Annotated in this window: 15 protein-coding genes and 1 pseudogene; 7 read left to right on the forward strand and 9 right to left on the reverse strand. The window is 65.1% G+C overall.

What is annotated here, in order from left to right; translation table 11 throughout:
* Positions 1-259: 259 nt before the first annotated feature.
* From J6500_RS00910 to J6500_RS00925, 4 genes are all read right to left on the reverse strand, one after another.
* Entirely contained in the window at positions 260-1,135 is an 876-nt protein-coding gene (locus J6500_RS00910; protein WP_225710786.1) for a PCC domain-containing protein, read from the reverse strand.
* A 4-nt stretch (positions 1,136-1,139) separates the two neighbouring features.
* Positions 1,140-2,783: an acyl-CoA synthetase gene (locus tag J6500_RS00915; RefSeq protein WP_225710787.1), complete on the reverse strand. Its 1,644-nt coding sequence runs from the start codon at positions 2,781-2,783 to the stop codon at positions 1,140-1,142.
* A 186-nt stretch (positions 2,784-2,969) separates the two neighbouring features.
* Positions 2,970-3,371, reverse strand: a complete 402-nt coding sequence (locus J6500_RS00920) for an SPW repeat protein (protein WP_225710788.1) — start codon at positions 3,369-3,371, stop codon at positions 2,970-2,972.
* Between the two features lie 170 nt (positions 3,372-3,541).
* Positions 3,542-4,486, reverse strand: coding sequence for a tetratricopeptide repeat protein (locus tag J6500_RS00925; protein ID WP_225710789.1), 945 nt, complete (start codon positions 4,484-4,486; stop codon positions 3,542-3,544).
* Between the two features lie 100 nt (positions 4,487-4,586).
* Between J6500_RS00925 and J6500_RS00930 the strand changes: the two genes are divergently transcribed.
* Entirely contained in the window at positions 4,587-4,859 is a 273-nt protein-coding gene (locus tag J6500_RS00930; RefSeq protein ID WP_225710790.1) for a GNAT family N-acetyltransferase, read from the forward strand.
* An 11-nt stretch (positions 4,860-4,870) separates the two neighbouring features.
* Here the strand turns inward: J6500_RS00930 and J6500_RS00935 are convergent, their stop codons facing one another.
* Positions 4,871-5,662, reverse strand: coding sequence for a fumarylacetoacetate hydrolase family protein (locus J6500_RS00935; protein WP_225710791.1), 792 nt, complete (start codon positions 5,660-5,662; stop codon positions 4,871-4,873).
* Between the two features lie 106 nt (positions 5,663-5,768).
* Positions 5,769-6,179: a DUF3597 domain-containing protein gene (locus J6500_RS00940; RefSeq protein ID WP_225710792.1), complete on the reverse strand. Its 411-nt coding sequence runs from the start codon at positions 6,177-6,179 to the stop codon at positions 5,769-5,771.
* A gap of 292 nt (positions 6,180-6,471) precedes the next feature.
* Between J6500_RS00940 and J6500_RS00945 the strand changes: the two genes are divergently transcribed.
* From J6500_RS00945 to J6500_RS00970, 6 genes and pseudogenes are all read left to right on the forward strand, one after another.
* Positions 6,472-7,383 (forward strand): DUF2189 domain-containing protein, encoded by a 912-nt coding sequence (locus tag J6500_RS00945; RefSeq protein ID WP_225710793.1) that lies wholly within the window; start codon positions 6,472-6,474, stop codon positions 7,381-7,383.
* Between the two features lie 238 nt (positions 7,384-7,621).
* A pseudogene (locus tag J6500_RS00950) lies at positions 7,622-8,434 on the forward strand (lytic murein transglycosylase); the annotation flags it as partial.
* Positions 8,435-9,336: 902 nt separating this feature from the next.
* Complete coding sequence (locus J6500_RS00955; protein ID WP_016846063.1) at positions 9,337-9,489, forward strand: DUF1127 domain-containing protein; 153 nt, start codon at positions 9,337-9,339, stop codon at positions 9,487-9,489.
* Between the two features lie 181 nt (positions 9,490-9,670).
* Entirely contained in the window at positions 9,671-11,104 is a 1,434-nt protein-coding gene (gene trmFO, locus J6500_RS00960) for a methylenetetrahydrofolate--tRNA-(uracil(54)-C(5))-methyltransferase (FADH(2)-oxidizing) TrmFO (protein WP_225710794.1), read from the forward strand.
* A 5-nt stretch (positions 11,105-11,109) separates the two neighbouring features.
* Positions 11,110-12,213, forward strand: coding sequence for a serine/threonine protein kinase (locus tag J6500_RS00965; protein ID WP_225710795.1), 1,104 nt, complete (start codon positions 11,110-11,112; stop codon positions 12,211-12,213).
* An 81-nt stretch (positions 12,214-12,294) separates the two neighbouring features.
* A complete protein-coding gene (locus tag J6500_RS00970; RefSeq protein WP_225710796.1) occupies positions 12,295-12,579 on the forward strand; it encodes a DUF1488 family protein in 285 nt (94 codons plus the stop codon).
* On the opposite strand, the gene J6500_RS00975 is transcribed toward J6500_RS00970, so the two are convergent.
* From J6500_RS00975 to secF, 3 genes are read right to left on the reverse strand one after another with little or no spacing between them, the layout of a single operon-like run.
* Positions 12,576-13,439, reverse strand: a complete 864-nt coding sequence (locus tag J6500_RS00975; protein WP_225710797.1) for a phytoene/squalene synthase family protein — start codon at positions 13,437-13,439, stop codon at positions 12,576-12,578. The genes J6500_RS00970 and J6500_RS00975 overlap by 4 nt on opposite strands.
* Positions 13,436-13,819, reverse strand: a complete 384-nt coding sequence (locus J6500_RS00980; protein ID WP_225710798.1) for an Mth938-like domain-containing protein — start codon at positions 13,817-13,819, stop codon at positions 13,436-13,438. Before J6500_RS00980 ends, J6500_RS00975 begins: the two co-directional genes overlap by 4 nt.
* 6 nt (positions 13,820-13,825) lie before the next feature.
* Positions 13,826-14,854, reverse strand: a complete 1,029-nt coding sequence (secF, locus tag J6500_RS00985; protein WP_225710799.1) for a protein translocase subunit SecF — start codon at positions 14,852-14,854, stop codon at positions 13,826-13,828.
* Between the last annotated feature and the right edge of the window lie 2 nt (positions 14,855-14,856).

Consider the following 14,856-nt stretch of genomic DNA (forward strand, 5'->3'; position numbering starts at 1 on the left):
GGGTTGTTTCCGGTTACACCTGTGGTCCTACCCCCGAGCTTTCTACCCATTGCTCGGGGCCCATGGGTGCGATCGGCACCCGGCTTTCCCTGCGCCCTCTGCTCTCAGGGCGGCGAAGCGACAAGCAAAGCTCGGACAAAAAATGTCGCGAGAACGCGAATGTATGACTCAGCGGCCGTGCAACATGTTCAGTGTCGTCCTGGCGAAAGCCAGGCCCCATTACCCCAAGTATCAATTGCTGCGCGACGAGGCCGCCCCTCTACGGGCGCTCCGCCTCCTCCAGCACTTCGAGCACGAGCTCCATCGTCATCAGCACCGGATTGTCGCCGCGCACCAGGCGGCCCTCGGCGATGCCGCCGAGATAGTCGACCAGCGCGACGTCGAGGCTGGCGCGCAGGCGGCGGTTGGCGTCGGGCGCGATCGCACCCGCGATCACCGCGAGCTCGGTCGCGAACGGCACCACGCTGCTGCCGTCGCTGAAGACGGCGCCGATCGTCGAGCCGACGCCGCCATGCAGCCGCGCGCGCAGGATGCCGTGCTCGCGGCAAAAGCCCTGCAGCGCGCAGGCGACATCCTGGTTCGGCCGCAGCCGCAGTGCGAAGGCGCGGCTATTCGTCTTCGCGCCGGTCGGCGCAGCCGCAACGGGACCGAACAGCTTGAAATTGGTCTCGCTGTCGGGCTCGGCCAGGAACATCGCGCCGTCGATGCCGAAGGCGCTGACCTCGAACGGCTCGGCGACCACCGTCTCCTCAGGCAGCATGTGCCCGCCGTTGAATCGGCCGTCGGCTTCGGTCCACAGCCCATGGCAGTGAAAGAACGGCGCACCGTCGCGGATACCGAACGTCAGCGCCGCGAGCTTCAGCCGCGTGACGCCGGCGGGACGAAAGGTCTCGCTGTAGAAAGCGGCGTTGGCGCCGTCCTTCGACAGCGCCGGCATCACATAGGCGAATGGTCCGAGCGCCCCGCCCTTCGCGCTGAGCACGCCGCTGCAAAAGCCCTCCGCGGCGAAGCCGCGCCTGACAGCCTCGAGCAAGGGAATGCCGGCCTCGAGCGTGAACGAAAAGGCCCGGCCGCGCGCCGCGACCCACTGGATGCGCTCGGCGAGCGGTGCGCCGGGCTGGGCGATGCTGCGCATCGGCTCAGGCGCCCGTCGATTTGGCGATCACCTCGAGCAGCCCGCGCGACTCGAGCTCGTCACGGATCAGCCGCTTCGGCACCTTGCCGTAGCCGGACTTCGGCAGCGCCTCCCAGAAGAAGAAGCGCTTCGGCATCTTGTAGCGCGGCACCTTTGGCGCGAGATACGCCGCTAGCTCCGCCTCGCTGACGGCCTCGGCGCCCTCCCGTGCGACGCAGACGGCGACGCCGACCTCGCCCCAGAACGGGTCGGGCACGCCGAGCACGGCGACCTCGCCGACCGCGGGATGGGTCAGGATCTTCTCCTCGATCTCGCGCGGATAGATGTTGGAGCCGCCAGAAATGTACATGTCGGAGGCACGGCCGGTGATGTAGACGAAACCTTCCGCGTCGATGTGGCCGAGATCGCCGGTGCGGAACCAGCCGTCGCGAAACGCCTTCGCATTGGCCTCGGGGTTGTCGTAATAGCCGGCGAACACGCCGGGCCCGATCACACAAATCTCTCCGGTCTCGAACGGCTTCAACTCGCGCCCGTCATCGCCTTGGATAGAGACCTGCATCCCGGTGCGCTCGAAGCCGCAGGTGCCGATCCGTGCATGCGGACCATCCTCCGGATCGTGCAACGCGGGCGGCAGCACGGTGATGTTGCCGGTGACCTCGCCGAGCCCAAAGTACTGCACCAGCACGCCGCCGAGCTTTGCCAGCGCCGCTTTCTGGTCCTCGCGATACATCGGCGCGCCGGCATAGATGATGTAGCGCAGCGAGGAATGGTCGTGCTGGTCGGCCGCGGGATGCTCGACCATCATCTTCAGGATGGTCGGCACCGTGAACATGTTGCTGACGCGGTGTTTTGCGATCAGCCGGTACGCCTCCGCGATGTCGAATTTCTCCGACGGCAGCAGGATGGTCGGCACGCCGCGCGCACTCTGCACCAGCTGATGCACGCCGGCGCCGTGCGACAGCGGCGCCACCACCAGCGAGGCGTCCCGCTCGGTGGTGCCGGGCATCAGGTCGGCGAGATGATTGGTGATGACGAAGGCCATCTGGCCATGGGTCAGCACCGCGGCCTTGGAACGGCCGGTGGTGCCGGAGGTGAAGAAGAACCAGCAAGGATCGTCGTACTCGACCGGGGTGTTCTCGACCTCGGCGCCGGCGTGTCTGGCGATGACGTCGCCGACCGTCGCTTCACCGAAGCTGCTGCCCTCCTCGCCGATCCGCCAGGTGAATTCGAGCGCAGGATTGGCCGCCGCCCCGGCGTGCTCAGGAAAGTCGGCATGGCACAGGAACGCCTTGGCGCCGGAAGCCGCGGCGAGATAGGCGACCTCATCAGGCATCAGGCGGAAATTGGTCGGCACCCAGACCGCGCCGAGCCTGAAGGCCGCGAACATCGACCAGAACATCTCGTCGCAGTTCTTGGAATGGACCAGAATGCGGTCGCCCTTGACGATGCCGCGCGCGGCGAGCGCCGCCGCCAGCGCCGAGACATTCTGGTCGATATGGCGCCACGACCAGGCCTTCTCGTTCCAGATGAAGCCGGGCCGGTCGACGTGGCGGCGGGCGTTCTGGGTCAGGATGTAGGCGAGGTTCATCACCCGCCGCGACACCCGCGCGATGCCGCCGCGCGGCGCGGTCGAGGCTGCTCCGCTCATCGCCGCCGGCCCGCCGATACGTGCAACACAATGGGCAAGGTCAGGACGGTCATCAGCTGTTTCCTCGGTCGGGACCGGGCGTCTTCAAGCGCCGCAAGGGGGATCATGCGACCCGGTTTATCGCCAAGCCGCAGCCTCCCGCAAGGCCCGCGCGACGCCCGCCGTCCCGACCGAAAGCCCGTCTGCCTATTGCGGATGCTTGGCCAGCTCCTGATCGCTCAGGTTCCAGTCCTGCCAGAGCTGCAAGGCGCCGAGCACCACGACCAGCGCGCCGAGCACGATGTGCCAGAGCTGCAGCGCCTGGTCGCCGGCATAGCCGAGCACGAAGGGCGACGCCATCAGCCAGAGCCCGATCACGATGCTCGCCACCTCCTCCCAGCGTTGCAGCGCGACATATTCGAGCTGGGCAAGGCCCAGCACCAGCATGCCGACCACGAAGCAGTTGAGGATCAGGTGGCTGCGTTCGACATCGACGATGTCGCGCGCTTGAAGCGGAAACCAGGGCGAGACCATGATCAGCACGCCGAGCAGCATGCCAGCCCAGTCTTCCCAGGGACGGTGTATTCTGAAGAAACGCATGTCCGACATGACGAACCTCCTCCGAAAAGGGGCATACGTCGGCGGCCGGCAAAACCCACTCCGTATCAGACGACCATCCGGCCGCAGCGGGGGCGTATGTCTGGCATCAAACGTAATGGAAACCTATTGGCTCGCAAGGCCTGAGGCGCAGTGTGCGATGCGGCAACGGCGGCCGAGCGTCATCGTGTCGCGCGGAGGCGTGCCAGCGCCTCCTGCGCGGTCTTCAAGTCCGGGCGCAACTCCAGCGCCTTGCGCAAATCGGCCGCTGCGCCCTGCTTGTTGCCCAGCCGCAGCTTGGCCTGCCCGCGGTTATTCCAGGAGTAGGCGTCGTCCGGATCGTATTGCAGCGCCTTGTCGTAGTCCGCGATCCCACCCTTGTTGTCGCCCTGGAACAGGCGGATCATGCCGCGGTTGCGCCAGCCGCGCGCATCGGTCGGCGCGATCTTCGCCGCCTCGCCATAGTCGGCGGCGGCGCGGTCGAGCTGCTCGGTATCGCGATAGACGTTGCCGCGATTGATGTAGGCGAGCACGTTGGGCTCGAGCTTGATCTCGGTGCTGAAGTCGGCGATCGCGTGCGCGGCATCGCGCTTGCGGTAGTAGAGAAAGCCGCGATTGCCGTAAGCGGTAGCCAGCTTCGGGTTGTACTTGATCGCGAGGTCGAAGTCGGCCAGCGCGCGATCGAGATCGCCCTTATTGAACCAGGCATCGCCGCGATTGTTATAGGCCAGCGCGAAGCTGGGATCGATGCGGATCGCCTCGTCATAGTCGGCGATGGCGTGATCGAGGTCCTTCTTGAAGGCATAGACGCGGCCGCGATTGGTATAGGCGCAGGCATAGGCCGGATCGAGCTTGATCGCCTCGTTGAGGTCGGCGAGCGCCGCATCGAGCTCGCGCTTCTCGGTCAGACCGTGGCCACGGTTGCAGTAGGCTGCCGCCAGCCGCCTGCCGGTCTCGGTCCGACCCTCGATCACTGCGTTGCAGGCCGCCACGCGGTCGCCCAGCGGCGTCGCCGCACCGACACAGGCCTGCCAGCTCGGATCGTCGCCCGCGGATGCTTGAGATGCGCTCGAGATGATCACGAGGGTCCCGAGCAAAACGATGGTCAGGCCAGCCAGAATGCGCATATCGACAATCCACAAATGCCAATTTGCGGGTTGGTCGCAGCTTCCCAGGTTCGGGTTCACACGCTTAGATCAGGCAGAGTGAATCAACCGGCATTTTGCGATGGCTGCCGTCCGAGACAACAGGGCCGAAAACCGCTTCGAGCTCGACACCGAAGGCGGCCTCGCTTTTGCGAATTACCGGCGGACGCCGTCGGCCGTCATCATCACCCACACCGAGACGCCGCGGGCGCTGCGCGGCCGCGGCATCGCATCGGAGCTGGTCAAAGGGACGCTGGAGTTGATCCGCGCCGATGGCCACAAGGTGATCGCCGGCTGCGGCTTCGTGGTGGACTACTTGCGCAAGCATCCGGAATACGCAGACATCGCGGGCTAGCGCCCTGCCCGTCAGACGATCTTGATCGACATGTCGGGCAGGCCCTCGAGCTTGCACAGCAGCACGTCGCCCTTGACGACCGGGCCGACATTTTCCGGCGTGCCGGAATAGATGATGTCGCCGGCCTTCAGCTCGAAGGCCTCCGAGAGTTTTGCGATCTGCTCGGCGACGCTCCAGATCATGTTCTTCAGGTCGGAGCTCTGCCGCACCGTGCCGTTGACCGCGAGCGAGATCGCGCCCTGCGTGAAGTGACCGGTCTTGCTCGCGGGGTGGATCGGTCCGAGCACCGCGGCGTGGTCAAAGCTTTTGCCGATCTCCCACGGCTTCTTCTCGGCGGCCATGCCATTCTGCAAATCGCGGCGCGTCATGTCGAGGCCGAGCGCGTAGCCGTAGACGTGATCGAGCGCCTTGTCGGCCGGGATATTGGTGCCGCCGGATTTCAGCGCGGCGACCAGCTCGACCTCGTGGTGATAGTTCTTGGTCAGCGACGGATAGGGATGATCGGCGACGATGCCGACCGCAACGTTCTGGATCGCGTCCGTCGGCTTCTGAAAGAAGAACGGCGGCTCGCGGGTCGGATCGGAGCCGCGCTCGATCGCATGCGCCGCATAGTTGCGGCCGATGCAATAGATGCGGCGGACCTGGAACACCTCGGCCTCGCCGACGATCGGGATCGTCACCGCCGGGACCGGAAACATCGCCTTCGGTCCGGCCTGCGCCTGTACCGGTGCGGATTGCACGGCGGCGCCGGCCAGCGCCAGCGCGCCGGTCGTCAGCACGGCGCGGCGGTCGAGATCAGTCATGGGCGTTCTCCTTGTTGTTGTTGGCCGATCTATAGAGGCTCGGCGTTCGACAAAAAAGGGCCCGCGCTGCGGCGGGCCCTGGTTCACGTGCGCGATGATGATCCCGTCAGTGCTTGATGTCTGCCGGCAGCTTGCCGCCATTGGCTGCGAGCTTGGTCATCACCTGCTTGTGCAGCCAGATGTTCATGCTGGCGGAATCGTTGGTGTCGCCGGTGTAACCGAGCTCCTTGGCGAGCTCCTTGCGGGCGGACAGGCTGGAGTCGATGTCCAGCGCCTTCATCAGGTCGACGATCGAGGTGCGCCATTCCAGCTTCTCCCCTTTCGCGGCAACCGCCTTGTCGAGGATGGGAGCCACGTCGACGGTCTGACCGGGCGCCGCGGCCGGCGCTGCTGCGGGAGACGATGCGCTGCCGGCGGGGCCACCGGCGGGAGCTGCGCCCGCAGCCGTTCCACCGGCGGGCGCTGCGCTCGCGCTGCTTCCGAAGATCGCGCCCATGATTTTTCCGAAAATGCTCATCGTTCGCTCCCACTGGACTTGAGATGGTGTGAAGGTCGGACGGCGCTGGGACGTCCGACCGCGGTCGCAGCTAAACTGTATCGCTCCATCCATAGCTTGCCAATGCGACATTCACTTGCGCGTGAATCCCTTTGGCCCAGCCCGGTTTGGGTGTACCCTTCGTTGCACAGTTCGCGACATGGCCAGTTCCTGCTTTGTCTTTCGCGTCTGGCTCTGCTCGTGATCGCTTCGAGAGCGGCGCGCTTGTGCCCGCGTGCGGGCGCAAGATGCGGCCGCCAGGGAGACAACGACCATGGCCACGTCATATCAAGGCAATGTCCCATTGATGACGCAGGGCGAGCAAAGCATCGCCTCTGCGCCAGTGATCCGTACCATCGGCCTGTCCGATCTGCATCAGGCGCTGCGGCTCGGCTGGGAAGACTTCAAGGCGATCCCGACACACGCCATCATCCTGTGCCTGATCTATCCCGTGCTCGGCCTCGTGCTGGCGCGCACGGTGCACGGCTATTCCGTGCTGCCCCTGCTGTTTCCGCTGGCCGCGGGCTTTGCCTTGCTCGGTCCGTTTGCCGCAATCGGCCTCTACGAGATGAGCCGCCGCCGCGAGAACGGCGAGGAAGCCTCCGCCTGGGATGCCATGGAGGTGTTCCGCTCGCCCTCGTTCGGCGCGATGCTCGGGGTCGGCACGCTGCTGTTCGCGCTGTTCGTGACCTGGATCGCCACTGCGCAGGCGATCTATACGGCGGTGTTCGGCTACGAGACCGCGGCCAACATTCCTGATTTTGCCGCGCGCGTCCTGACCACCCAGCAAGGCTGGTGGCTGATCGTGGTCGGCTGCGGCGTCGGCTTCCTGTTCGCGCTGGTGGCGCTCTGCATCAGCGTGGTGGCGTTCCCGATCATGCTCGACCGCCAGGCAAGCGCCGGCGAAGCAATGACGATGTCGATGCGTGTCGTCGCGCAGAACCCGGTGCCGATGCTGGCCTGGGGCCTGATCGTCGCCGTGCTGCTGGTGCTGGGGACGATCCCGTTCTTCCTCGGCCTCGCCGTCGTGGTCCCATTGCTGGGCCACGCCACCTGGCATCTGTATCGTGCGGTCATTGTCAAGGATCCGAATGCGCGGCCGGTCATTCCGAAAGCACGCGCGCGGAAGCCGGCGGCTGATTTCCCGGCCAACCTGTTCCCGTGGCGCCGGAGCGATCGCGGCTAGCGATCTGCTCCGATCGTGAGCGGTCCGGGTTCGACATCCACCGCCGGCCGACTCTCGGCCGGCGGTTTTTCGTCGCACAAGGCTTGGGGCAGCCGTCAACGGGATGTGAAGCTTGCTGCGCTATCTGAGATCATGGATCGAATGCGGGCCTTTTTTTGGCCGCGGTTGCTGCGAACATGCGCGCCAGGTTCCGCGACCAATGTCGATGACTGCGCAGCCTTTCGGAGTGAACGGCCCTATGACCTCCCGTCTTTCCCTTTCCACGATCGCCCTTGGCGCCTGGCTCGTGACATCGGTCGCGCCGGCCCTGGCCGCTCCCTGCGGCACCGGGACATTCGAGGCCTGGCTCGACGACTTCAAGAAGGAGGCGGCGGCCAAAGGCATATCGCAAAACGCGATCCAGGCCGGCCTCGCCGGCGTCACCCAGGACAAGGCGATCCTGGCACGCGACCATTCCCAGCAGGTGTTCAACCAGACCTTCGAGCAGTTCTCCGCCCGCATGGTGCCGCCGCGCCTCACCCGCGGCTCGAACATGCTGAAGCAATACGGCTCGGTGCTGTCGCGGATCGAGGAGGCTTACGGCGTGCCGCCGGAGATCCTCGTCGCGATCTGGGGGCTGGAAACCGACTTCGGCGTCAATATCGGCAAATTCTCCACCATTCGCTCGCTGGCGACGCTGGCCTATGATTGCCGCCGCTCCGACATGTTCAAGGCCGAGATGCTCGATGCGCTGCGCATCATCGATCGCGGCGATCTGACGCCGCAGGAGATGCGCGGCGCCTGGGCCGGCGAGCTCGGCCAGACCCAGTTCATGCCGTCGTCCTACATCAAGTTCGCGGTCGACTTCGACAACAACGGCAAGCGCGACCTGTTGCGCAACGTGCCCGACGTGCTCGCCTCAACGGCAAACTTCCTGAAAAGCTACGGCTGGAAGAAGGGCAAGGATTGGGAGCCCGGCAGTGAAAACTTCGCGGTGATCCAGCAGTGGAATAAGAGCGAAGTTTACGCCAAGACCATCGCATACTTCGCCACCCAGCTCGCCCGCGCGCCCGGCCATCGCTTCCACCGCGGATTCGGTCTTGGTCAGATTGTCACCGCTGCATCCGACGCCGCCACCCCTCTTGGCGGCGTGAGCGGGAACGACAGCGCAAGCAACGGCAGCCACTGCGGCTGCGCCGATCAACGTTCTGATCATGGGCATCATCCATCTTTTTTCTTAGGCAGAAACCAGCGTGATTGCGGAATCTGCGAAATGATTATTCGCCTGTTCCCGCCAGCGTTCAGAATGAAATCCGCGCGATGCAAATGTGATGAGCGCTGCACGCGTAGCGCGCATGCGTTGCATAGCGCTTTGATTACATGTCGGTAAGGAAGTGCGGCCCAATCAGATCTGCTGCGGCGCGATCTCGTTCGAACGATCCGATCGTTCGCAGCTGTGATACTCGGCAATACACCCTGAGCGATCATCCGCTCTGGACCGAGATCTTTTGCTGCCCGGCCTGAGGAAAATACCTCTTAGGTCAATGCGACCGATTGACGCCCGGCCATCTCGTGTAGGTTTCGACGCCATGTAATGAATATAAAATCACTATTATGCCGGTTAGTGCATGCGGATCGCGCATGGAACCTGCCCAAACCAAACTAGCGGCTGAGACAACCAACGCTTGCTCCAGCGGTCCTGAAGTACCATCTCTTCAACGTTCGGGACAACACCGAAAACCTGCGTAACGCATTGATCCGATGCAAGTTGTTTCAGGAGCGCCAAGGCCCTTGAGACCGCCTTTCGGGGACGGATCAGAAGCGACCGAAAGTTTTAATCAAATCTTACCATCGGCATGCGTTTTTAGCCTAGCTGCATCGCAACATCGGAACTACCGCGCTGCACCATATCATCTATATTCACTTCAACGATGAGGCTCTGAAAGGCTGAATCCGAACTACTAGGAGACTACCATGTTGCTCTCGCTCATCCGCATGATCCAGGCTTTCCGGGATTATCAGCGCAATGTCAGCGAACTGTCCCAGCTCAGCGATCGCGAGCTGGCCGATATCGGCCTCGATCGCTCGGACATTCCGCGCGTTGCGGCCGGTACCTACAACGGCTAATCACCGGCAAGCCATCTGCAAGCCATCTGAATGACGGATAACGCCCGCTCCTGCAGCGGGCGTTGTCGTTTCCAGGGCCTTCCGTTCCGATTGGACACGGGAGCGGCGGTATCCACGTCGCTGGAAGGACCATGGCTCGGTTTCAGATGCGCACGGGATCAAAACGCGCTAACGCTGCGCGATGACACCGCATCACTCTTCTCTCCAACCCGTGCACATCGTCGGCGCGGGGCTCGCCGGCTCGGAAGCCGCCTGGCAGGTCGCCAATTCGGGCGTCCGCGTCGTCCTGCACGAGATGCGCCCGCAGCGGATGACCGAGGCACACCGCACCGACGGCTGCGCCGAACTCGTCTGCTCGAATTCCTTCCGCTCGGACGACGCCGCCAACAACGCCGTCGGGCTGCTGCATGCCGAGATGCGGCGGCTGGGCTCGCTGATCATGCGGTCGGCGGACGCCAACCAGGTGCCCGCCGGCGGCGCACTGGCGGTCGATCGCGACGGCTTCTCCGCCGCCGTCACGCGGGCGCTGCACGAGCACCCGCTGATCGAGATCAGCCGCGAGGAAGTCGCGGGCCTGCCGCCGGCCGACTGGAGCAACGTTATCGTCGCAACCGGCCCCCTCACCTCGGCACCGCTCGCCGATGCCATCGGGCAGTTGACGGACGAGAATGCGCTGGCGTTCTTCGACGCGATCGCACCGATCGTGCACCGGGAGTCCATCGACATGTCGGTGGCCTGGTTCCAGTCGCGCTACGACAAGGTCGGGCCCGGCGGCACCGGCGCCGACTACATCAACTGCCCGATGACCAGAGAGCAGTACGACGCCTTTGTTGCAGCGTTGCTCGAAGGTGAGAAGGTCGACTTCAAGGAGTGGGAGACCAACACGCCTTATTTCGACGGCTGCCTGCCGGTCGAGGTGATGGCCGAGCGCGGCCACGAAACGCTGCGCCACGGGCCGATGAAGCCGGTGGGACTCACCAATCCGCACAATCCGACCGTGAAGCCGTATGCGATCGTGCAGCTCCGGCAGGACAACAAGCTCGGCACGCTCTACAACATCGTCGGTTTTCAGACTAAGCTGAAGCACGGTGCGCAACAGCGCGTGTTCCGGACCATTCCGGGGCTCGAAAAGGCCGAGTTCGCGCGCCTCGGCGGGCTGCATCGCAACACCTTCCTCAACTCGCCAAAGCTGCTCGATGCGCAATTGCGCCTGCGCGCGCAGCCGCGGCTGCGCTTTGCAGGACAGATGACGGGCTGCGAGGGCTACGTGGAATCGGCCAGCGTCGGGCTGGTCGCAGGGCTTTGCGCCGCGTCGGACGCGCGGGGCCTCGCGCTGACCCCGCCGCCTGCGACGACCGCGCTCGGCGCTCTGCTCGGCCACATCACCGGCGGCCATATCGAGACGATCGAGAGCGGCCCGCGCTCGTTCCAGCCGATGAACATCAATTTCGGCCTGTTCCCGCCGCTCGCCAATCCGCCGACCAGGAAACCGGACGGCTCGCGGCTGCGCGGCAACGAGAAGACCGTCGCCAAGAAGCAGGCGATGAGCGCTCGCGCGCTTGCCGATCTCGATCACTGGATCGCAGAGCACCTGCGCGTCGCGGTGGCGGCCTGAGCATCATGAGCCTGCCGAAAGACGACGCGGCCACCCTGTCGGCGCGATGGAGCCAGGGCGTGCTGCTCAAGCGCGATGTGTTTTCCACCGTCGAGCGCGGCCGCTTCCGCGCTGAAGATGGGGAGGTCGAGGGCGTGCTGCGCCGGCTCGACCAGGTGCCGTTCTGGTCGTTCGGACTTGCGCTCCATCTGTTCTGGCGCGAGCGCCGCGCGCTGACCTTGGCGCGCGATCTCGACGTCGGACCACGACTGCTGTGGGCCGGGCGGCGCGCGCTGGTGCGCGGCTTCATCGACGGCGTGGCGCTGCACTTGGCCAAGCCGCGCGGCGACGTCGCCTATTTCCGTTCGGCGAAGGCCGCGCTGCGCAGGCTGCACCGTGCCGGCATCTGCCACAACGATCTCGCCAAGGAGCAGAACTGGCTGGTCGGCCACGACGGCCGCGCCTACGTTACCGACTTCCAGCTCGCCGCCTGCTTCAAGAGCCGCAGCCGGCTGTTCCGCATCGCGGCCTATGAGGATCTGCGTCATCTCCTGAAGCACAAGCGCAGCTACGCGCCCGAGGCGCTGACGCCGAAGGAACGCAAGGTGCTGGCACGGAAATCCCCGTTCGCCAGCATCTGGCTCAAGACCGGCAAGAAAGTCTACCAAGCGATCACGCGCGGCATCTTCAACTTCACCGACCGCGAAGGCGGCGGCCGGCGGCTGGTCAACGATGCGCCCGTACTGGCCGACCTGATTCGCAAGAACCCTGACGTGCGCGACACCGCGATCGTCGCCTTCGCCGACCGGCGCGTCGGCGTCGGACTCTACGCCTTCGTCGAAGCCGATCAGTCCGCGCTGGAGAAGACGCTGCGCAACGAGCTTGCGGCGGCGAGAGGCGTCAAGCCGCCCGAGCATATCCAGATCGTGCACGCGCTGCCGCGCGATGCCGCCGGCAAGCCGCGCACCGAGATCCTGCAACTCGTCGCCATGAATCAGATCGACCTCATCGAACCGATGATGCGCAGCGACGCCGACCGCGAATTCCTCAAGGACATTCTCGAGCAGCGGAAAAATCTGCGCGATCGCTTCAATTTCGAAGTCGCCGAGATGGATCGCGCGTCGCGCTGAACAGGCGCGCTGCGGCCCTCGACAAATGCGTGGCGAAACCGCACTCTTGCAGGCGGCTAGCGCGCTCAAGGGACAAACTTCATGCCACTGACCCGTGGCCGTATCGGGGGCTACGATTCCGAACGCCTGGCGTTCGGTTTCACCATGATGAACGGCGATCAGGAAATCGAATGCCAGATCAGCGATGCTGCGATGGACGAGCTGGCGGGCACCAAGGGAACGCCGAGCATGGCGCGCCAGGCCCAGTTCATCGCCCTGCGCGATGCTATCGAGCAGATCGCATCCGACCTCTATGACAGCGGCCCGGTAATCAAGGGCGCGACGATCCGGCTGTTCACCAAGCACATCGAAAAAGGTCGAAGCTAAGCGCCGAACTGCCGCCCGCGGGCGGCGCGCCACAAGGTCCAGAGCACGCGCAGCCGCGACGCCGGCTTGGGCAGGAACGGATCGTAGTCGGCCCGCGCCATCAGCGTGAGCTCGCGCCGGACTTGCGCCAGCGGCAGGAAGACGCGCCTGACTTCGGAGGGCACATCGGCGAGCAAGTCGAGCGCGGTCGCGAGATGACGCTGCGCCTCGCCCGCGAGCTGAGCGACGGATGCGCGGATTGCCGGCGTCGGCTTGCCGGCAAAGACCTCCGCCGTGCTGCTGCCGTGCTGCTGCAATATCTCCAGCGGCAGGAATAGCTGCTGCCGCGACGCATCGCGCGCCAGCGTCGCGATCACCTGCGCCATGCCCTGCGCGAGGCCGGCATGGCGCGCCAGATGATCAATTGCCTCCGACGGCCGCGCCATCACGCGCGCGACGAGCAAGAACAGCGCCGAGGCAGTGGCCTCGAGATAACCCTCGAGCGCGGCCAGCGACGGCATCGGATCGTTGTAGAGGTCGAACTGGTGCTCCTCGACCAGGCGCGACAGCGCCGATACCGGCAGGCGGTGCTTGCGGATGGTCTGCAGCAGCTCGGCCGCGACCGGATTGCCCTCGATGCTGCCGTGCTCCGTGCCGGCCAGCATGTCGCTCCACCATTGCAGCCGCATCTCGCCTGGCAGTGGCTGGCTGACCAGCTCGTGCACCCGCGTGACCTCGACGTTGAAGGCCCAGATCGACAGCAGCGCCCGGCGCTCGGGGGCAGGCACGAACAAGGTCGATGCGTAGCGCACGAAATCATGGGTCCGCACCAGATCGGCGCAGATGGCCGCGCCGTCCTTCGGTGCGTCGGTCGCCGTCATGGCACCGCGATCAGCGCCGCCGCGACGCGCCGCCGCTCGCCCAGCATGACGTTGTAGGTGCGGATCGCGGGACCCGTCTGCATGGCGTCGAGCACCACATGCACCGCACGCAGGGCCTCGCGCAGGCGCTTTGGCGGGACCCAGACCTCATTGCCGGTGCCGACGATCAACGTGTCGATCGCGTTCGCTGCCGCAAATACCTTTTGCAGCGAATATTCGTCGATCTCCCGCGGCCCAGTCACCGGCCACGCCCACATCGAGTCAGGCAGGCACAGCAGCGAGCCACGATGCGACATATCGGCGAATGCGAAGCCACCTTTGCCGTAGGCTTCGATCGGCGCCGACCTCGGAAGATGGGGAGCGTCCGAGGGATTGCTCATGACCAGCTACTTCTTGGCTGCCGCGCCCGGCTTCTGCTCGGCCGCCTCCGCCGCCGACTCGCCCCGCGTGGTGTGAACGCCGAGATAGATCAGGATCGGCGCCGCAATGAAGATCGAGGTATAGGTGCCGACCAGCACCACGCCGAACATCATCACCGCGGTGAAGCTGTGGATCGCCGTGCCGCCGAACAGCAGCAATGCGAGCAGCGCCAGGGTCACCGTGACGTGGGTGATGATCGAGCGCGACAGGGTCGAATTGATCGATTCGTTAAGCAGCTGCGGCATCGGCATCTTCTTGTAGCGCCGCAGCATCTCGCGGATACGGTCGTAGATGACGACGGTGTCGTTCAGCGAATAGCCCAGAATGGTCAGCAGCGCCGCGATGCTGGTCAGGTCGAAATCGACCTGGGTGATCGACATGAAGCCGATGGTCAGCACGATATCGTGGACGTTGGCGATCATGGCGCCGAGCGCGAACTGCCACTCGAAGCGGAACCAGAGATACATCAGGATGCCGACGATCGCGAACATTAGGCCGAGCATGCCGTAAGCGAGCAGCTCGCCGGAGACGCGCGGCCCCACCACCTCGACGCGGCGGTAATCGACGGAATCGCCGAGCGCGCCGCGCACCTTGGTTACCGCGTCCTGCTGCGCCTTGTCGCCGCCGGGCTGCTCGGCGACGCGGATCAGGACTTCGGCCGGGCCGCCGAACTGCTGCAACTGGACTTCGCCGAGACCGAGACTGCTCAATGTCGTGCGCATGCCGGCGATGTCGGCGGTGCCGGACTTCGCCCGCACCTCCAGCAGCGTGCCGCCCTTGAAGTCGATGCCGAAGTTCAGGCCGTGGGTGAAGAACAGCGTGATCGCGAGGATCGAGAGCAGCGCCGACACCGGGAAGCTGATGCGGCGGAAGCGGGTGAAATCGAAATGCGTATCGTCGGGCACGATGCGCAACGACGGCATGAGGCCGAGCGCCGCGACCACGGTCAGGACGGCGATCAGGATACCAAGGCCGATGAGAACGTAATGAGTCACAA

The sequence above is a fragment of the Bradyrhizobium semiaridum genome (assembly GCF_020329505.1).
Lineage (GTDB): Bacteria > Pseudomonadota > Alphaproteobacteria > Rhizobiales > Xanthobacteraceae > Bradyrhizobium > Bradyrhizobium semiaridum.